Origin of the sequence: Desulfosarcina widdelii, assembly GCF_009688965.1 — a bacterium.
Taxonomy (GTDB): Bacteria; Desulfobacterota; Desulfobacteria; order Desulfobacterales; family Desulfosarcinaceae; genus Desulfosarcina; species Desulfosarcina widdelii.
In genome coordinates, this window is record NZ_AP021875.1 from 4340717 (window position 1) to 4361151 (window position 20435).

The following is a 20435-nucleotide window of genomic DNA, read 5'->3' on the forward strand; positions in this document are numbered from 1 at the left end:
GGTTTAGAATTCCACGATCAACTGTCCGTAAAACGTGGTGTTGTCTTCGATCTCGGCATCCGGATCGCCCGCTTTCCAGAAATCACCGGCCGCCAGGTGGGCAACAACCCCATTGAAGGTCAGGTTGTCCATGATGTTCCACTCGACGGTCAGGTCGTACTCCTGGCCGTGATCATCATCCCATTGCTCTTTGTCGGTCGAAGTCAGGTCGAGGTACGGGGCGTCGTCGGCTTTTGACGAGACAAAAAGCGCTCCGATTTTAAGGTTGTCCAGCACCTGGTATTCGGCGCCCAACCAGTACATCTGGTACCCGGCACATCCGGCCAGCGTCTGCCTGCCACCTGCGAGGTTGCCCAGGGCAATGCCGTTGGCGTCCGTTCCTCCGAAGGTCCCTTCCATATCGGCAGTGTCAGAGGTGAGCAGAAAGCCGTGCTCCAGATCGATGCTTTGTTCCAGGTAGCCAATGGATCCAAATTCGTCGTCGGCCCAGTCGCTGTCGCCCTGCACGTAGGTGTATCCGCCATTGAAGGTGAAGCCGGCGATCGTATATTTCAGGTCAATGGTGGCGGCCATGGCCTCGCCGTCCAGTTCGTCAAACTGACTTCCGTTGCGCACATCGGTGCGGGTCTCATCCAGCTCGAGGGTACCGAAGGCATAAAGGAATTCCGCCTCAATGCCCAACGGGCCGAAAGTGCCCTTGAAGTAAGGATCAAGGACCCAGAAGGCGGCAGTGCTATTAGTAAGACCGCCGGAAATCAGCGAACCGGCAGCGGCGGCCTGACCAGCTGCCAGGGATGCATCCCTCTGCAAATTGGCTAGATCGACAGCCTGTCCCAGAGCAAAATCGTTTGTGGCGGCCAATTCACCCTGAATAGCCGCATATGCAGCATCTTCACCAAGTAAGGGGGCCAAGCCCGCATAGATTTGGGCATAGGCACCGTCATAAGTCGCCTGCGCCAGTGTAGCCGCGTCATTCAGCGCTTCATAATTGTTGTATCCGGCCTGAAGGGCTCGCAGGTCGGCCATGTCCACGAAACCTTTCAGGTTGTAGCGGGAGACCAGCAACCCGGTGGACCAGTTCTCTTGTTTGTAGGCAGTGAATCCGTAGGCTCTGATGTTGTCTTTGTCCGAGTCCGAGACTCCTTTATCCCCCTCACCGACACGCTGGTAGACCAGGCCGGAGATGAAATCGCCCACGGGCACCACCCACATGATGCGATCTTTGGCAAGGTCGTTGCTGCCGTGGCTGGCGGTGCTGTCACCCAGGTCGGTGCCCCAGGGGGTGTCGATGTAGCGCCCGACGATAAACCCGCCGATAGGGGTCTTGATGGTCATGTAGGCGGCTTTCCATTCGATGTTGTTGTAATCATCATCGAACTCGGAGCCGGCATCAGAGGGGTTGTCACCCCAGACATGACCTTCCAGCCCGGTAAACTGGGTGGTGAGAGTGATGTTGTCGGTGATTTTGAAAACCGGTTTGGCCATGAACTCCATTTTGCTGTAATCGTCTGTGGCATCATTTGGACTCAGGTTCGAATTGGAGTTGTTGTACGTCTCCACAAAATAGTGACCCGAGACTTCCACCTCCAGGGCCATTACCGGGGCGGCGATCATCAACGCCGAACATAGGGCAATCAGTAGACTAACCTTTTTCATCTGGCTCCTCCTTGTTAAACGTGGTGATGGTACAATGGTTCAACTGCCTGAAATAGTTTGCATCACCTCCTTTGGATTCGCTGTGGATGCAGTTGTCCAGGCTGCATCAACAATCCAGCATGTGGCTGACAAGGGTCAGGGCTCAATAATAATTTTTTTTATAAGAATAGCGGATCTTGATGGGCGATCCGATGATATCGAACAGAAATCACAAATCACAAGCACCAAATCTTAAATAAATCTTAAATTCAAAATTTCAAACTGCATCAATAACCCATAACGGCGTCTTAGGGTCCTGCCAGATGGTTTGGAATTTGGTCATTGGGATTTATTTGGTTTTTGGATATTGGATTTTTCTCTCTTGTCGGTCCCCACTATTTCCCCGACAGCTCACCAATTTGCTCAACGACGATATTGCTGGACTTGGTCTGCATGATACCGGTGCTGGTCACCATGGCGTAAACCGCCTCCAAACGGCCGTCGCCGTTAAGATCGGCCAGAGAGAAATCGCTGATGTAGCCGCTGATCTCCTCGCCGCTCCAGACTTCCTTCATGTTCACCTTGTTCCAGCACAGGGCAATCACCCGACCGCGAGTGTACTGGCGAAAACGCTCAACGAACCCGCGGGAAAAATCGCGGTTGTGCACCGTGACCACCTCCACCGTTCCGTCACCGTCGAGATCGGCGGGGACCAAGCGTTGGGTCAGGTAAGTGCGGTCCGTGGTGCGGGTGTCCGTGGACGATTCGGCTGTCAGAAACATGGGATTACCACCCAGTGTCTCCTGTCCGGCCCACTGGGGGCTGCCCGTCGGGGTGGTAATACGCAGTTTGTCGCCTAAAGAATAGGCAATGGCCCGGGTCTTGCCGTCGTTGAAAATGTCTCCCCGGGCAAACCGGTAAAGGGTCATCTCTCCAGGCAGGGGCAGGCGACGGCCGGCCTGGTATTCCTTGCCGGTCCAGGTCAGCTCGAAGACGCCGGGCAGAAAATGCTTTGTTTCATACAGCCCGCCAGTGTCGGTGGCCGACGGGGTTCCACGGCGCTGGCCCATGAGGATGGGGCCTTTTTCCGGATCGTCGCCGACCCGAAAATACCAGGGCTGGCCCCCGGCAATGGGCTGCAGGGAAGACCCATTATACTCCAGAACCAATGAATCCAGCTTGTCGTGGGCATCCAGTCGGGTGACGAAGATCTCCGCCTTGCCGTTGCCGTTGATGTCTCCGGCATCCAAGGCAATGATGGTGTGGCGTTTGCCGGCATCGAAGGCTGCCAGGCGATCCAGCCGGTCGCCGTTCCTGGTTTCAACCACCACCTTGCTTTCATGTACGAATGCGATGTCCGGACGGCCATTGCCGTCTGCATCCCCGGTGGCCAGGGCGTCGATGGTGCCCTTGAAAGGATTGCTGGTCCACAGGGGTTCGATTTCTTTCTCGACGGCTGCAGCTTGAGCGGCTGTCGGGGCCGCCGGCGGCGGTGTCGGGGCAACCACGGGTTGCGCAACGGGTTGGGGAATCGCCTGGACCGGCGGTTCCACTTGGGGAACCATTACTGCGGGTGCGGCTTCGGTCGGAGCGGCCACCTGAGGTTGGGCGGATTGCGAAGCGAGATATTGGCCCGCCTGGGTGGCAAATTGGTTAATGTGCATGAGCACATCGCCGCTGCTCTGACCGAACTGGTTGAACTGCAAGGCGGCATCGCCGGTTTTCACATCGGTGAGGGCGGCATCGGTGCTGGCGCTGTTGCCGAAAATGGTCAGGCTTCCGGTGACGACATAATCGGCGTATAGGTCGCGTCCCATCTGGATCGGGTTTTTTCCCGGCGCCAGGGCGTCCTTGCGGATCACGGTGGCCGCAGCTCCGATGCGCGAAGCCATCATGTCCATGATGCCTTTGTTGAGAAAAGTCAGGTCTTTTTCCGAATGAATCGTGAGAGGCAGGATCAAAACGCGTTTGGCGGTTTCTTCTGCCAAGGCGGGGGAATGAACGAGAATAAAAAAGGCTATAAAAAGGCGTAGAACACCGATCAGCCGTCGTAGATCGCGCTTCAAGTTCGAGAGTCTCCTTTTCCTATTTCAGGCGTGTGAACCTTGTTAACATGAACCATGAAAAATTAAAAGTGCAATTTGTTTCTGAATGATACTTCAGGAACGACAGATAAGGCTTGAGCGGTGGGAAAGCAGGCGTGTAATAGGAGTGTTGGTCGAAACAGGGATCGGTTTCGGGGGAGCGGTTTTTGTTAAAGTCGGGATTCCCTCTTTTACCTTCATCCCGGCAAGGAATTTATGTAAACAATGGTTCAACCATATCAGGGGCACGGCGGCACCGTGCCCCTACAAAAACACCCACCAACTGATTGATTTTTTAGAATAATTAGGGGAATTCCTCAGTCCGCTACGCCTTTCACCCGGCAGGGGATTACGCCTTTAGCAGAAAAGAAAAGGGACTTCAGACCAGCATCCCCTTCAACCGCTGCCGGATGATGGTCTCAGCTTCGTTCATGATGCTGTCGACAAGCTGCCGGCAAGTGGGGATATCGTGAATCAGGCCGGCCACCATGCCGCAGGACCACACCCCGGAATCGACCCGGCCCTCGGTCATGACTTTGGGGTAAACCCCCACAACTTCCTCGACGATATCCTCAAACTGCAGCGTTTTGCCCAGAGAGGCCTCTTTTTCCAGTAGCCGCTCCACGGCCGGGTTGTTGAGCACCCGTTCCGTGTTGCGCAAAGGGCGCATCACCAGCCGGGTGTCCAGCTCTGTGGCCGCCACGAGGGCCTGCTTGACGTTTTCATGTACCGGCGCCTCCACGGTGGCGATAAAGCGCGTACCCATGTTGATGCCCTCGGCGCCCAAGGCCAGGGCAGCCACTAGGCTGCGGGCGTCGGCCATGCCGCCGGAAGCAACGAAAGGAATCTTCAGTTCTTCGGCAGCCCGGGGCAAGAGAACCATATTGGGAATGTCGTCCTCGCCCGGATGGCCGCCACACTCGAACCCGTCCACCGACACTGCGTCGCAGCCGATAGCCTCGGCTTTCAAGGCGTGGCGAACCGACGTGCACTTATGGATCACTTTAATGCCGGCAGCCTTCAATGCCGGCAGCACCGCCTCGGGATTGCGACCGGCGGTTTCCACGACCTTGACTCCGCCCTCGATAATGGCGGCTACATAGCCCGGATAGTCTACCGCGTGAACGGTGGGCAGGAATGTCAAATTCACGCCGAATGGCCTGTCAGTCATCTCCCGACAGCGGTCGATCTCTTTGGCCAGATCGGACGGCGTCTTCTGGGTCAGAGCCGTGATGATGCCCAGCCCGCCGGCATTTGAAACTGCGGCGGCCAGTTCGGCGAAGGCCACGTAATGCATGCCGCCCTGGATGATGGGATGCTGAATATCGAACAACTCGGTAATACGGGTTTTCATGATCGATTCCTCCAATGGAAGTAACAGGTTTGATAATCTCGTAAAAAGCTTTTTCAGGCCACCGATGGCCACACGCCCGAAAGGAAGTCGCTCCCACGAAAAACTGTGCCCGAGCAGATATCACTTCCTTGGGAGTACTAGATTCGTCGTGCCGGACTTGATCCGGCATCCAGAACCCATTGAGATTACTGGATAGCGCTAAACGCCGGCCTACACCGGAATGACGAAAAGATGAGACTTTCGACTTTTTACAAAACTGTCAATTCTTCCCACCTTCGTAATTTATGAAGGAACGCTGACCGGTTCCACTCGGCAGGGCACAAACCGATGCAACGGCGTTCCGATGGGGTCCCGATGACTGCTCTGGGTCAGCCGGTTGACATTGATCCCATATACAGCGCCTTCGTAAATCAACCCGAATCCATGGGGCACCAGCACCATTCCCGGCCGCACCTGCTCGCTGATCTCCAGCTGGCCAATGGTGCTTCCGGCTGCAGTGGTCACCTTCACATCCTGGCCGTCGGTCAGGTTCAGATCGGCAGCATCGGCCGGGCTCACCGCCACCGTACAGGCCCGTTTGCCTTCGTTCCACTGGGGATTGCGCATCATGGTGTTGATGTTGGTCTTCATATGGCGGCCGGCATTGAGGATCAGGGGAAAACCTGCGGGCATTGCAAGGTCGCGGGCTTCCTTCTCCGGCGTCAGGTCGAAAACGCCCTTCTCCAGTTCGGGAATGAAGACTTCGACTTTGCCCGACGGGGTTTTGATGCCCTCCATGGGATTCTTATCGTCGGCCCTGCCCACCCAGATCCCTTCGGGCGTGTCCAGCAGGGCCTGGAAGATGCGGTCACCCTGGTCGATGCCCGGCTCAAACCCGGCCCGAGCCGCGTTTTTACGAAAAGCTTTGGGCGCCGTCATGAGCAGGCCCCACAGGCCGGCCTTGGCAGCGCTGTCCCACTCTTTCCCCAGGGTCCGGGCCAGCACGAAAGGCATTCGCGGCAGGGTCTCGGGAACCTGGGTGCCGTATTCCATCAATTTGGCGCCAAAGGTGAGGCGTTCCTGCCGGGCGGCGGCATTCAGGCTTTCGGGAATCTCGGGAATCAAACCCAGGCGGTCGGCCAGGCGGACAAGGATCTGAGAGGCTTCCAGGCACTCGCCGGGCGGGTCTACCAATGGGCGTCGCAATTGGAGAAACACTTCCGGATAGGTCCACGGAAAGAAGGTCACGTCCCAGGATTCGTAAAAGGTGCGGCAGGGCAGCACGTAATGAGCCGGACGCGCGGTTTCGCTCATCACGATGTCGTTGACCACCAGCAGATCCAGCTTGGCGAAGGCCGCCTCGAAGGCCCGGGTGTCCGGCCAGGATCGCAAGGGATTGCAGGCGCTGACGATCACCGCCCGCAGCCGGTCGGGACGGCCGCTTTCGATCTCCTCGGGAAGGACCGCCGGGGGAAAGGCGCCCGCGGCCGCCGGCGGCAGGCCGGTCGCCGCCGTCCGCCAGACCTTTTCGTTTCTCTCGTCGGCATGGAATCCCATGGGCATGACCATGCCGGGAACGATATTGCCGCCGCGCATGCCGAACACCCCGCAGACCGCCGCGAGAATGTTGGTCAGGTAAGAGTTTAACGTGCTGTGACGGCCCATGTAAATGCCCAGGTCCGTGTGCAGGCACCAGCGCCGGGTGGTCATCAGTCGGCACAAGTCCCGAACCTGACCCGCATCGACCTGACACACCTGCAGGGCGCTCTGGATGTCGAAATTCTCGAACCAGGGCCGGATGCGGTCCCAACCGTCCACGTGCCTGTCCAGATAGGCCTGGTTCTGCCACCCTTCCTGGAGAATCAGCGCGATCATGGCCCGAGTCAGCAGCGCGTCGGTGCCCGGCCGCACGGCCAGATGAAGATCGGCGATGGCAGCGGTTTCGCTGCGCCTTGGGTCTATGGCCACCAGCGTCCGCCGGGGATCCTTGCTGAACGCCTTCAGCACCAGAGGCGCCCGGGGCATCTGGTGGCTCTGCATGCCGTTCCATCCCCAGGCGACCAGCATCTCGGCGGCGTGTTCGTCGGGAATGGCAACGTTGTATTGCTTGCCCAGCATGCGGCCGTTGACCCACCAGGCGCCGCTGAACTCCTGGCCTGCCGAGGAATAATAATATTGGGAACCCAGGGCGCGTAAAAGCCCCAGACCGAAACCTGCTTCCATGTGTCCACCCTGGGAACTGCCGCCCAGGTATGCCAGGCAGCGGGGACCGTGCTGGCCTAAAAGACCCTGCAACCGTTCGGCGATTTCCTCGATGGCCCGGTCCCAGGAGATCGGTTCAAAACCGTCGCCAACCCGTTTGAGAGGCCGGGTAATCCGATCGGCGGGATACTGGTGGTATAGAACATTGAGGCCCTTGCGGCAGGCATAGCCTCGGCTGCGCGGGTTGGCCTTGTCCGGCCTGACTTTGACAATGCGGCCATTTTCCAGGAGCACCTCCAGGCCGCAGTTTTGGGCGCAGAGCACACATCCGGTCTTAACCCATTCTCCCATGATTTCCCCCTTAGGGCGGCGCTGTATCAAACCCGATATCGGCGTTATGCTTCACCCCTCGTCACTGCGGAGTATCGCCAATACACCTCATTCCTCGTGGCTCGCAAGCCTTGATCTCGGCCTTGATACAACGCCGCTGATTAGATTGATTTCTGTTGTTGAGCGCACAACCTCGGGTTTCGTAGGAGCGGCTTCCAGCCTCGATCATATCAGAATCGCGGCTGGAAGCCACTCCTACGCCAGTTTGTTCCTCCCCCGTTTGAATGGCCATTTGTGTATTATTGTTATAGCGCTTGCCAGCGGAATAAAAAAGTGGCATAAGTGACAATTAATGTGCAAAAAATGCCATTCAGGAATTTACCCATGCCTAAAATTAGCTTTTGGATAACCGAAGGCGCCCTGTTCTCCAGTGTTACTACGCTAACCGACGCCTTTGCCATCGCCAATCTCTGGCAGCGCGCCCTTGAGGAAGAGGAAGCCGGACCGCTGTTTCAAACCGAAATTCTGACCACCGATGGCGCCCCGGTGACCGCGCTGGGAAATATCCCCGTATTACCCCACGGAGCGGTTGACGACAAGGCCTCCACCGATTGCCTGATCGTCGCCCCCACGCTTCCCAACGTCACACCCATTCCTTCGAATCTTGATTGCCTGGACCGCTGGATCGATGCATTGCGCCGCAGGGGGACGCCCATCGCCACGGTTTGCACCGGAACCTTTATCCTCGCCGAACTGGGACTGCTGGACGGCAAAACCGCCACCACCAACTGGCAGTACGCCCGTATGTTTCAAAAACAATACCCGATGGTCAACCTGAACGTCCAGCATATGTTGACCGAAGACGACGGCATCCTGTGTACCGGAGCCGCCACGGCCGTTTACCAGCTTGCTCTGCACCTCATCCGCCGGTTCGGTTCCAATCGGCTCGCATCCGCCTGCTGCAAAGCGCTTCTCGTGGACCCCAACCGCAGCAGCCAGACACCTTACGTCCTCACGCGTCCCTTGAGAAATCACAGCGACGCCCAGGTCCTCAAAGCCCAGCAGCTCATTGCGGAAAATTACGCCGCCATCGACAGCGTTGATGCCATCGCCCGGGAAGTAGGCATCAGCCCCCGCCATTTCAAAAGGCGCTTCAAGTCCGCCACAGGAGACCTGCCCCTCAAATACCTGCAGCGAATCCGCATCGATGCGGCCAAGGAGAAGCTGGAAACCACCAATCAGACTATCGAGGAGATTACCTGGGACGTCGGATACCATGATGTCAGTTCATTCTGCCGGCTCTTCAAGCAGCACACGGCCATTTCGCCCAGTGCCTACCGGGAAAAATTCTTCGTCCCCACAGGGAGAATGACCGCTTGAAAAAAGATATCCACACAAGGAGGAAAAAATGAAATTCTTCAAACGGCTGTTGGGAATCTGCGAAACCGCGCCGCCAAACGATCCGCATGCATGGACGGTTTCAAACGGCATCGTCAGTATAAACCTTGCCCGCATGCCGGAACTGAACACCCCCGGCAGCGCCGTGCGTTTGGAGGGCAAGGACCCGGCACACCGGTTGCTGGTCTTTCACGGCGACGATGGCCAGCATCACGCCGTGTCTAACCGCTGCACCCACATGGGCCGACGCATCGACCCCATCGCCGGCAGCAAAATCATTCAGTGTTGTTCGGTCTCCAAATCGACCTTTACCTACGACGGCAAGCCAGTGGGCGGGGCGGCGAAAAAGCCGCTGCAAACCTATCCGGTAGACCGTGAAGGAGATACTCTGACGATCACTTTATCCAATGACGGTTAAAATGGTTTTGCAAAAAATCGAATTTGGTCCATTGATGTCGTTCCCGCGAAGGCGGGAACCCAGTACTTTCCGTTAGTTATAGATTCCCGCCTTGCGCGGGAATGACATGTCTGGTGACTTTTTGCGAAACTGTCAGGATTCGAGGATTCGAGCGAAAATCCCTTGACCCCTTGACTCCTTGAATCCTGGAACCCTTCAGAAACGTTGGTTTAAATTCAAACGCATCAAAAAACATCATCAGGAGCATTCAATGACAACCTCTCCCCTTTACCGGTCCACCACCATCAATGGCCTTTCCCTGCCCAACCGTTTTGTCCGCTCGGCCACCTGGGAAGGCATGGCCACCGTGGACGGCAAGGTCACACCCAAGCTCACGGAAACCATGCTAGCCCTGGCCCGAGGCGGTGTAGGCCTGATCGTCTCCGGTCACGCTTATGTAGAGAAAAAGGGTCAGGCCAGCCCCTTCCAGATGGGGATTTACGATGACAGCCGGGTCGACGGTCTGACCTCCATGACCGCCGCCGTCCACGAAGCCGGCGGCCGCATCGTGGCCCAACTGGCTCACGCCGGCACCTTCGCCCTGGAAAAGGCCATTGGCACGGCGCCGGTAGTGGCCTCGGTTTTCGACGGTTTAGCCAAGACCCCACGCGCCGAACTCTCTATCGACGATATCTCCGCCTTGAAGGAAGCCTATGTCGCCGCGGCCAAACGAGCCAAAACGGCCGGCTTCGACGGTATCCAGTTGCACAGCGCCCACGGCTACTTGCTGAGCCAGTTTCTCTCCCCCTGGTTCAACCGTCGAACCGACGCCTATGGCGGACCGGTGGACAATCGGGTGCGCATCCACACGGAAATCATCCGGGCCATCCGGGAGGAGGTTGGAAAAGACTATCCCCTGCTGGTTAAAATGAACTGTGAGGATTTCGCCGAAGGTGGGCTAACTGTTGAAGAAAGCATCGCGGCGGCCCGGCAAATGGTCGCCGCCGGGCTGGATGCCATCGAACTGAGCGGTGGACTGCTCACCGGCGGCAAGTTTTCCCCCAGCCGGCCCAATATCGACAAGCCGGAGAAGGAGGCCTATTTCCAGGAAGCGGCCCGGGCCTTCAAGAAAGAACTCAGCGTGCCGTTGATCCTGGTGGGCGGCATCCGTTCACCGGAGGTGGCCGAACGCCTGCTGGCCGACGGCACGGCCGATTACTTCTCCATGTCCCGGCCCCTGATTCGCGAACCCGACCTGGTCAACCGCTGGCAATCCGGGGACCGCAGCCCGGCCCGCTGCATTTCGGACAACCTCTGTTTCCGTCCGGGGATGACAGGCAAGGGAATTTATTGCGTGACCGAGGAGCGCATGGAAGCCCGACAGTAAAACGGGCGATGCGTTTCGCCCCGCGTTTCAAAGGGCCCGGGCCTTTTTGCGCCAATGACTGAGCAGGACCGCCCCGAAAAAGATAAAAAACCCGGCAAAAAAATAGGGCACATAATTGAATTTGGGGTTCCCCGGAACCAGCACGGCCTGTTCGGGCTTATCGGGATTGTAGTAAACGGGTATGGTTTTGCCTTGGGGATATCGGGAAACGACCTGCCTGGCGCTGCCGATGGACGACAAATAAGAAATTTTTGCAGATTTATACTGATGTCCATCGATGTGGTATTGATAGGCGATTTTCGGGTATTCCTTCACCGTGGTTTTTTTGTCGGCCCCTTCCCCGCTGGTGCTGGTCTGCTTTTCGATTTCCGATTGGACGATACTGCCGGTTACGTTCGGCCAGGATTTGCTTGCCAAGCTGGTTCGATAGCCATTGTAGCTGAACCCGGCGATAACGATGCCAACGGCGAGAAAAAGAACGGCGAACGCCAATTTTTCCATGGCTGGAGACAGAAAGCTGCCCGCGAGCAAAAACAGACCGACGCCCATGGTGATCAATCCGCCCATACCGACGCCCGACAGCAGAAACGGCAAGGCAATCAATACCAGAAAAATGCCAACGACCCGCTTCCCCCAGCGTTTGGCCGTCTTGATCTTGGGCGCCATGGAGGTGTCGGCCTTATTGACGAAATCCTTGAAAAGCGCCTTGGTTTCATCCTCCGAATAGCGTTTCCGGCCTTTCATCTCCTGGTACGTCGGCGGAGGAGGTGGTGTACCGGATGGTCCGGCGTCCAGGACGGTATTGGCCGCGGCCACGGAGGTTGCCTCCGCCGGTCCTTTCTGCGTCCATATGCGCGTATTGAGATTCAAATCGTCCACGATATCGACGACCAGTTTCAAATCGTCGTAATACTCCTGGATGTGGGAGATATTGAGCAGGCTTTCCCTGATTTTGGGCTCGAACAGTTCTCTTTGAAAGGGAATGGCCACAAAAAGTTTGGAGGCCGAAAAAGAAAGCCGCATCTCCTGATTCGCCCGGTTCCGAAAATCGACGATCCGACGTATTAAACTGGTGGAAAGGATATAGCGTGCTTCCACCTGATCCTGGCCATAAACCACGAACAGCTTTTCGAATTCCGGGTCTTCCATCTTGACCAGTTGGCCGTTTTGCACGTTGAGGCGCTGGAGGGCCTGGCCGATATCACCAAACAGCCGCTGGGCCGTGTCCGGCAGGACAATGGTCGTTCCCTTGAAGGATTTGTTGAAATCGGCAATGAAGAGAAGTCCGTTGAAAATGGGGGTGATTCGTTTTTTCGTTCGATTCGTGCTGCTGGAACTCGAACTTCGCCGGACGATGTCGACCCGCTTGGCATGCACCTCCGAGAATTGAATGGCCGTCTCCCCCAGGGTGCCGCTCACCAGATCGTCCCCGCTGTATTCACCGGGCTTGTCGACAAACAAATGGCTGGCCATAAAAGCTTCCCTGGGCACCATTCCGGCTTTGTCGTACCGCAGACGCTGATCGACAAAGGCCACGATCCTGGGGATGATCTTGTCCTTGAAACCCGTGTGGTAGTCCCGGTAGTACTTGATGTGCCAGAAGAAAAACGTAAAAAGGGCCGATAAAATGATAAACGTCAACCAGACCATGAGATAAAGGTTGAGGCCGAACAGACCATGAACGAATAAAAACGCCAGATTGAGCGCCACGAAAATAACGATGGCCTGCACCAATTTCTTTTTTACGGTGAGCCGTTGCGCCTCCAGCTTCTCCAGGTCCGGCAGCAAATCGGATTGGTAAAAGGATTCCAGTGATTGCATGGTTGCTCCTTTTCGCGGTTAAAGATCGAGGAGTTGACCCACATCCACGTTCTTGCGCTCCTGGGCCTCGATTTCAAAAAACACCTTCTGCTGATAGCCCATCAAACGGGCGACAATGTTGCTGGGAAACATTTCCAGGGCGTTGTTGTAATCCTTGACCGAAGCGTTGTAGGCCCTGCGTGCCGCGGAAATCTGCTCCTCCACTTCGTTTAAAGAAGCCTGCAGGTTGGTGAAGTTCTCGCTGGCCTTCAGATCCGGATAGTTTTCCGCAGCCACCATGATTTTACCGATGGCACTGGACACTTCCCGGTCCAGGGCCACGGCATCCGCATCGCTCATCTGGCCGGATATGGACTTTGCGCGCATCTCGGTCACCCGGGTGAGCACATCGACTTCATGCTGCATGTAGCGATTGACCATCTTGGTCAGGTTCGGAATCAGGTCGAAACGCTTTTTCAGCAGCACATCGATGCTGGAAAAGGCGGTGGCCACCTGGTTTTTCTTACCCACCAGGTTGTTGTAAAGCAGGATAAAAAGAAGAACGATAGCGCCAATGACAATCAGAGTAACGACCATGGTGACTCCCTATCCGATTTTTAGTTACAGACATCCAACCTGCACATCTTTTTGATGTCGGCTGCATGAATACGATCGCACAGGCTGCAGTCCTTGTTTTTCATGGCCAGTTGGTAGTAGCACCAGCCGTGTACCCCGTCGGCCTTGGGCCAGTATTTGAGGATATTCTCGCACAGCTCGGGCTGGTTATGCTGTTCCACGGCTTCCTGGTAACACCAGGGGCCGCGGGGGTGGTCCTTGCATTCCAAATAGATGTGGTCGTCTTCCGCAAAGGTAACCATCGCCATCAAACAAAACGCACTTAATGCGCATAAGAACAAAATTTTTTGCATTTCCATAGCTTTTGCCTTTGTTTTTATTGAAAGCCTTCTCCTGGTACCAGTCATTGATCTGCTGGTTCATCACTCAAATTAAGCGACCACTCAAAACTCTCCGTAAGCATTCCCTTGCGAAATCCTTTTTTGTTTGGTTCCGAATATTCATGATCAATTGGATTCTCGATACAAGCTTTTCCAGAAGCGGACATACCTGAGCTTTGTCTGGCCCGCCAGACCGGATCCATGGGCAGGCCTTCGCGAGCCTTACCGCCGCTGCTGAAGGTCAGCTGCATCACGGCGTCCTTAGTCTCATTACTGTTTTTGGGAATGGTTTCATAGCCGTTTTGGGTACGGCGGCGGCTGTAGCCGCTGCCGTGCTGATCGACCATCATGTCGACATCCAGTTGGGGGACGCGAACCCATTGTATCTTGCCGCTGTCGGGATCGTAGTAGATGTCCGCCCGGATGCGGCCCTGTTCGATACGCTGACGGCTTTCCTCGGACAGCCCCCTGGCCGACCAGTGTTCGCCATAATTGATATCCCACTGGTTGCTGATGCCGCCGCTGTCCGTGCGTTCGCCCCGGCTGCGGGAACGTTTCGACCCGCCCGCGTTGGCGATGCGGCAGTGTTTGACCCGGTAGCGCACTTTCATCAGGCCGGTTTTTTTGTCGATCCGGGCCTGGGGCGTCTTGATGATATTTTCCATAAATCCGCGCACCATCTTGACCTGGTCGGGATCCGTGTCTTTAACCCTGCTTTCCATCAGGTCCAGGGATTCACTTTGTTCGGGCGCGATGCGTTCGCTGAGGTCCAGTTCCAGACGTAGCGTTATTGAACGATTGCTTTCAGTATGACGGGACTGGGTTTCGGTGACATAGGCGCTGATGCGGGATGTGGATTCAAGTTGCTCGCGCTCTTCGAATGACCGGGTGAGGGCCAGGGTGCCGCTGCAGCAGCGGGCGGTGGGCTGGGGGGCAATGGCCAGAGGTTCAATAATCTCCAGGTCGTCGTCAGAACATCCGGCCACAACATGGAGCCGGGAAAAATTCTGGTCGTCCCGGTTCAGGCAAAAAAGGCGTTCGTCTCTGTCGCTCCAATCTTCATATGCTTTGCGTCCGTCGCGGTAGTGAATGATGGCCTGAACGCTGACCTTGTCCGCATGCTTTTGAAACGGTGCCAGATCGAAGCTCACCGCCGGCGCGTCCACGCCTTGCAGTGAATTGGCGATTTCAAAATAGGCGCTCTGGTAGCCATCCAGGTCCACCAAACCGGTGGCAATGCCATTTTGGTCAAGGGTCAGTTTTTGAAACCCGTGGTCGGCGATAAGAAAAAGAGGGTCAAAACCGCCATGCTCGCCAAGGGTATCGGGCATTTTCCCGTCTTCGGGTTCCACATCCAGGGTCGCCAGGCTGAAGGCCTTCCAGACGTCATCCAGATCGGCCACCGCATTTTCGATGGACGCTATGGCAGAATCGCCATCCGCCCGGTTTTCCCAGATCAGCCGAATCACCGAATCGGTGTGCGGATTGATTTTGGTCAGATAGTAGGGGAACAGATAGAGGCCATATACGGCCTTTTCCTCATCGGTGTCCAGCGGCCAGATGCGGCCGGCCTCCTCTTCGAAAGCGTCTTCGATATAGTCCTGTTCGGTGTTCCATGTCTTGTCGATAAAATCTTCGGCCCAGACAGCGGTGCTTTCCATCAGCCAGGCCGGGGAAAACCAGTTGAAGGCGGCCTGAAAGGCATGAAACATCTCATGGGCCAGGGTGGCGCCCATAAGCCGGGGGGTCTCACACTCGCTGGTGGAAATGAAGATGGTCGGCACGGCCCCCGATGCGGTACACATTCCAAGACTAGACTGTACCGAACCGTCTTCATCCTCATCAATTAATTCTTTAACAAGAAAGATTTTGAGTTTGTTGTCGCCCTTATCAATCGTCTTGCGGCCCAGGAGGCGTTCAAAGCGCTCGTACATTTTGGTTTTGGCGACCATGCGTTTGGCCAAAGCCACCTCGTCCTCCATGCCCGGTTCACCCCAGATCACCAGGGTATACCCGGTATCCGTGTGGTAAATGTCTCTTAGGGGCCTCGCGTCGGCCCATGCGGTTGAGATCAGGCGAAACCCTTTGTGGGTTTTTTGGCCGCCGTTTCCGGGGAAAAATCTGGAATGCCAGATGCTGTCGGGATTCTCCGGGGACAACAGGTAGGGCATGATTTCCCTGCGGGTGGCCTCGTCCAGGCGATCCAGGTTTTTTTGAACTTCTATCAGGGTTGGCGTGGCGCTGGCCGGTGCGCGTTCGGGCCGATAGGATTCGGGCACGCCGCCGGGCCTGAACAGCCGTAAAATACGATAACGCGCGGCCTGGTTGATGTCGATGCGGCCGCACTTCAGGTCGTAGGCCAGTTGGCGGGCCGAGGGAAGCTTGCGGAACTGGATGCTACGCTGGATCACTGGGCCACCCAGCACACTGGCTGTCAAATTCAGGGGCCGGCCCGGTGCCGGGGTGTCTGCGGGCACCAGGGTCACTCGCCTGAAATCCGTGGACCATTGGGGGGCCCAGGCGGTTTCCTCCGGTGTGATTGTGAAATTGAAAAAGGCCGGGTCCACCGGCTGGGAGAAGTGAATCACAAGGGGCCGGTCTGCTTCCAGCAATCCATTTTTTTTGATATTCGGCGCGAACATGGCCAGGCGGTGGTCGGCCACCGGTGTATGGATTGGCAGCCCTACGGCTTTTTCCGGGGCGGTTCTTGCCTGGGAGCCGTTACCCATTGCACCTTTTAAAGCCTGCTGTTCCTGGAGGGGCTGGGTTTCGGTCGCTTTTTCCCCGTCGTTGGCCTGGGGCATTTGAACCAGGGCGATGGTAACAAGGGTGCGCCCGTCTTTGGCCTCTGCTTTCAGGGTAAACTGTCCGCTCTGCCTTTTCAGGATAAAGGCGCTACGTTTGCCAATGGATAAAATCCGACCTTTCGGCCACCCCCTGGCCTGCATGGCGTTGTTGTAAAATTCAGCTGTTTCCGCTGGCGGAAGATCCACTTCCAGTTCGACCTGATGGAGGCTCTCGAAGTGCTTTTCCTTTATAATTCTTGCACCTTCTATCAGGGGAAGGTCACTGCCGATGACGGATGCACCTAAAGACACCTCCGTCTGTGCCATCCAAACAATAACCATGCCTATGGATACCGCTAAAAATAGCGCGATCGATCTTTTTTGGAAAAAGGTCATCAGGCCCTATCCCTTTCGCTGGTTGATTATGGTCACATTGATCATAGATGGATCTCCCTGCCCCTTACCCTTGAACACCAACTGCCGTTTGGCCTTTTTGAAAATGAGCGCGCCTTTGTTGCCCTGAACCATTGCCATACCCGGCTCCCAAACTTTGACCGACATGGCGTTTTTATAAAAATCAACGATATCCTGGGGTGTGGCCTCCGCCAGCAATCGGGCCTGGACGCAAGCCCCGGCCGAGCTTCCTTTTCAATACCCAGGCGTCTTTGTATAACAGTACCTCGCCGTTTAAAATGGCGTCGGTTGGAATGGCGGGCTTGACTGCTTGGGCGACTGAGGCGGAACTTTATTTTGGTTTCACCGTCGTTTTTGGTTTTTTTTTGCTGACGTAGCCTTTGGATTCGGCTTCATGGTGGCTGTGGGTACATATTTCTGTTTCGGCTTCTTTTTAACCGATGCCTCTTTAGCTGGCGATATCCCTGAAACCTGCTCAAAGTAAAATTGCACGACCCCTTTTTTGACGTAGACCTCGGATGTTGTTGACGTTCTCTTTACCAAACGGCTTGGAACCATGATCCGGCACCATCTTTTTGTAGGCTTCAAATGGATTCGACATCAGGCTCCTGAAGATGGTGCTGGAAAACTCCTGAAAAATTTTCCCGGAAGGATCGATCACGCGGGTTTTATTCTCAATGCGGTCCACTAGGATAAACAGCAGCTTCCTGTCTTCTTTCACATTCATCCGGTAACATTGATTCGACAGAAAAAACTTGCCGGTTTCGGTTTTACCGTCCCTCGTTATGATCAGGTCCGCGAAAAAGGAAGCCGCCAGGGTCGGCAAAGACGAAAAAAGGAAAACCAATAGAAAGACAACTGTCCGCATTTTCAATTTCTCCTGGATTTGGCTCTCACACATAGAACGCCTACGATGAAAAAGACGGCCCCGGCCAATAGAAAAATAATCGAACGCCACGTAATGCCGGACTCGAGAACGCCATATTGCGGATCCTGGGGTTTGTAGTGGACCGTCACCGTTTTGCCGACCGGATATTTGTTCACAACTTTCCGGGCCCATTTCTCGCTTCCGCCGGTATCGCCCGTACCGAATGCGATTCGTGAGCTGGTATATTGGCGTCCATCGACTTGATACTGAAAGTTTACCTTTGGAGTGTAGGTCGTTCGATTGCGGTGATTCGAATCTCGGGTGGTCCGTTTGCTCACACCGGAGGAGGTGATGGTTCCCTGGGTGCTGGGCCAATTGCCGCTCTCCCGGGAGCCTTTAATTTCATACACGCCCCAGGCCATCAGAACAATGCCTGCCGCGAACATGCCCAGTATCAAAAAAATCAGGCCCCTGTCGGCCTTGCCATTGGCATCAAGCGATACTGTCGGTTTGAGCCTTGATCCGATGGAAAATCCCTTTTCCTGTTTCGGCGGGGACGGTGGCGGTATCTTCATTGGCTGCAACGCCTTTTTTTGTGTTGACGGCTGTTGGCGATGAACAGCTGCTCATCGCATCGTTCGTGTCACTGAACCGCATCGGTTGACACCTGCGTATGGTCAACCGAAATGTCGATATCCCCGGGGCACAGCGTCCGTCACCACATGGCATCATTGACGGTATCCCGATCACTCGGTCAAAGGAAACGCCGCCGTGATGGTTTCACGCGAACCGCCGACCACCGTAACGTTCTCGAACCTGCGTTTTTGATCGCCGCCGTAAGTAACGAGCACCGAATACGTTCCTTCCGGCAAGTTGACGACGCGGGTACCGTTTTTGGGCCAATTGCTCCAGTTCTTGAACACCGCCTTGCCGCCCGCGTCCTTGATTTCGATGGGTTTCGCAATCGGCTTGCCTTCGAAAGTTACCGTGATGGTCAATTCGCCGGCCAGAAATTCAGCGGTTTTTTCGACGGAACCACCTGCCGGGATTTCCACGTCCTCCATGACAACTTTGGGCTTACCGGCAATTTGGCCGGCCCACACCTCGACACGATAGACGCCGGGCAGCATCCGCCTGTTCAGTTTCCCCGTGGAAGGAGCGGTCATCTCGTTGTGAAAGTGTTTTTTCTCCCCTTGGCGATAGTAGAAAATGTTCCCTCTGAACGGTTTGCCGTTGAGCAGGGTAGTGATCACCAGGTTGCCGTCGGAAAAATCGGCCGTGCGTTCCAGCGTCTCACCAGCCACAATGACAATGTCTTTCAGGTGCACTACCGGCGCCTGGCCGCCGCTGACACCCGTGTCCTTGAGCTCGGCTTGATACGTGCCGGGAGTCAGCCGAATCTCAACCGTTCCGGTTTCCCCGGAGGTACTGGCCGGCGACCATTTTTTGCCGCTTTCCTGGTGGGTGAGGGTGACAAAGGTATGAAACGGTTTGCCGTTCTTGGTAGCGGACACCTTGAAAATCCCGTAGGGCGGGGTGGACTTTTCCACCACCTCCCGGGCCGCGGCCAGAAATTCTCCCGCATTGCCGGCGGTATAGTAACGTCCGTCCCCGGCATTGGCCATGCATTCCAACTGTTCCCGCTCCTCCTCGGTGACATCGAAGCCGATGACGTGCATGACAAACTTGATTCCGGCCGCCTTCAAGTCTTTCACCAGGCCGCAGGGCTCCGGGTCGCAGGTTTCCTTGCCGTCGGACACCAGGATGATGGTGGTCTCGTCCTCCTGGTTTTTCAGTCGTTCGGCCGTCAGGCGCACCGACCGAATGATGGGGGTTTTTCCCTTGGGGCTCAGGGCCTGGATTTTGGCGATCATCTTCTCTTTATCCATCCGTCCCAGGGGAATCAGTTCCTCAACATCGTCGCAGTCGCCCTTGCGCCGGTGACCATAGGCCACAAGTCCGACCGTGGAATCATCCGGCAGTTCCTTCACCAGGCCGGTGAGGACTTCCTTGGCAATGGCAATCTTGGCCGTGCCCTCCACCTGCCCCCACATGGACCCCGAAGCGTCCAGAATGAACACGATGTTGCCGGAGGCGGCCGGTGACGATTTCTCCTTCTGCGTTTGGTCGGCGGGGCTGTCCGCACCCTTGGCTCCCGGGCCGGATTTGGCGTATCCCGCCGGAATGGTGAAAAGCGCGTCATCCTGGGGCCCTTCCTCGATGTTCCTCAGGGCCATGGTCGCGTTGCCGTTGGCCGCGTAGGACACCGTCTTGACGGCGAAGGCCAGGGCCTGGGATGTCCATACCCGGTAGGCGACGGCATCCTTGCCGGCTTCGCGGTACTCGACGACATCGCAGGGATAGCTTTCCACCGTCTCCGTACCCGCCTTTGTGCCGGTCATATCCTTGCGCATGAATTCCCATCCCACGACGGGATTCATCACCATGGTCTTCACCGGATCGGACGCTTCCACATACTGGCGCATCTGGTCCATGATCCCCCAGGTAACGCCGGTTTTCCGATTGTAGATGGTGGGAAAGGGTGGCACCGTCATGGGGCCGACTGTCTTTTGGAGCCGTATGAAGTCGTCTTTGACCTTCAGGTCGTAAACAAAATTTGCCTGGGGGGAGGTGATGGTCAGTTCGGCGGTAAATTGGGCGGCCTGGCAGGGGAGAACGAATGCCAGAAGGAGGGTAACGACTTTCCAAACAGGGGTAGCGGATCGGATGCGCATCATTTTCTCCTTTTCACGAAATCGATGGTATCGCATGAGCAGACACGGATCGCTCAGATCGCAGCGTTTTCGAATGTGGAAAAATCAATCGAACTGTTTGCGGGTTGGGT

15 protein-coding genes are annotated in these 20435 nt (G+C 56.1%); 3 read left to right on the plus strand and 12 right to left on the minus strand.

Annotated elements, in window-relative coordinates; all coding sequences use genetic code 11:
- Positions 1 to 3 precede the first annotated feature (3 nt).
- From GN111_RS19985 to GN111_RS20000, 4 genes are all read right to left on the minus strand, one after another.
- On the minus strand, positions 4 to 1656 hold the full coding sequence (locus GN111_RS19985; protein WP_155305444.1) for a hypothetical protein: 1653 nt from the start codon (positions 1654 to 1656) through the stop codon (positions 4 to 6).
- Between the two features lie 374 nt (positions 1657 to 2030).
- The gene (locus GN111_RS19990) at positions 2031 to 3701 is read right to left on the minus strand and encodes an FG-GAP repeat domain-containing protein (protein WP_155305445.1); all 1671 of its coding nucleotides are present in this window, start codon (positions 3699 to 3701) and stop codon (positions 2031 to 2033) included.
- Positions 3702 to 4098: 397 nt separating this feature from the next.
- Complete coding sequence (locus GN111_RS19995; RefSeq protein ID WP_155305446.1) at positions 4099 to 5073, minus strand: NAD(P)H-dependent flavin oxidoreductase; 975 nt, start codon at positions 5071 to 5073, stop codon at positions 4099 to 4101.
- Positions 5074 to 5355: 282 nt separating this feature from the next.
- The gene (locus GN111_RS20000; RefSeq protein ID WP_155305447.1) at positions 5356 to 7605 is read right to left on the minus strand and encodes a molybdopterin-containing oxidoreductase family protein; all 2250 of its coding nucleotides are present in this window, start codon (positions 7603 to 7605) and stop codon (positions 5356 to 5358) included.
- A 363-nt stretch (positions 7606 to 7968) separates the two neighbouring features.
- Between GN111_RS20000 and GN111_RS20005 the strand changes: the two genes are divergently transcribed.
- The 3 genes from GN111_RS20005 (at position 7969) to GN111_RS20015 (ending at position 10766) form a co-directional block, all read left to right on the plus strand.
- A complete protein-coding gene (locus tag GN111_RS20005) occupies positions 7969 to 8964 on the plus strand; it encodes a GlxA family transcriptional regulator (RefSeq protein ID WP_170302377.1) in 996 nt (331 codons plus the stop codon).
- A gap of 28 nt (positions 8965 to 8992) precedes the next feature.
- Complete coding sequence (locus tag GN111_RS20010) at positions 8993 to 9400, plus strand: Rieske (2Fe-2S) protein (RefSeq protein ID WP_155305449.1); 408 nt, start codon at positions 8993 to 8995, stop codon at positions 9398 to 9400.
- Between the two features lie 250 nt (positions 9401 to 9650).
- Positions 9651 to 10766, plus strand: a complete 1116-nt coding sequence (locus GN111_RS20015) for an NADH:flavin oxidoreductase (RefSeq protein ID WP_155305450.1) — start codon at positions 9651 to 9653, stop codon at positions 10764 to 10766.
- A gap of 27 nt (positions 10767 to 10793) precedes the next feature.
- Here GN111_RS20015 and GN111_RS20020 read toward each other — a convergent pair whose 3' ends face one another.
- From GN111_RS20020 to GN111_RS20050, 8 genes are all read right to left on the minus strand, one after another.
- Entirely contained in the window at positions 10794 to 12587 is a 1794-nt protein-coding gene (locus tag GN111_RS20020) for a DUF3137 domain-containing protein (RefSeq protein ID WP_155305451.1), read from the minus strand.
- 18 nt (positions 12588 to 12605) lie between these two features.
- Positions 12606 to 13163, minus strand: coding sequence for a LemA family protein (locus GN111_RS20025; protein WP_155305452.1), 558 nt, complete (start codon positions 13161 to 13163; stop codon positions 12606 to 12608).
- 20 nt (positions 13164 to 13183) lie between these two features.
- Positions 13184 to 13450, minus strand: coding sequence for a hypothetical protein (locus GN111_RS20030; RefSeq protein ID WP_155305453.1), 267 nt, complete (start codon positions 13448 to 13450; stop codon positions 13184 to 13186).
- A 95-nt stretch (positions 13451 to 13545) separates the two neighbouring features.
- Positions 13546 to 16635 (minus strand): hypothetical protein, encoded by a 3090-nt coding sequence (locus GN111_RS20035; RefSeq protein ID WP_155305454.1) that lies wholly within the window; start codon positions 16633 to 16635, stop codon positions 13546 to 13548.
- Positions 16636 to 16710: 75 nt separating this feature from the next.
- Positions 16711 to 16842 carry a hypothetical protein gene (locus GN111_RS34240; protein WP_269433791.1) on the minus strand — a complete coding sequence of 44 codons (132 nt, stop codon included), beginning with the start codon at positions 16840 to 16842 and terminating at the stop codon, positions 16711 to 16713.
- 355 nt (positions 16843 to 17197) lie between these two features.
- Entirely contained in the window at positions 17198 to 17443 is a 246-nt protein-coding gene (locus tag GN111_RS20040; protein ID WP_155305455.1) for a hypothetical protein, read from the minus strand.
- Positions 17444 to 17592: 149 nt separating this feature from the next.
- On the minus strand, positions 17593 to 18165 hold the full coding sequence (locus GN111_RS20045) for a DUF3592 domain-containing protein (RefSeq protein WP_155305456.1): 573 nt from the start codon (positions 18163 to 18165) through the stop codon (positions 17593 to 17595).
- Positions 18166 to 18336: 171 nt separating this feature from the next.
- On the minus strand, positions 18337 to 20328 hold the full coding sequence (locus GN111_RS20050) for a VWA domain-containing protein (RefSeq protein WP_170302378.1): 1992 nt from the start codon (positions 20326 to 20328) through the stop codon (positions 18337 to 18339).
- Between the last annotated feature and the right edge of the window lie 107 nt (positions 20329 to 20435).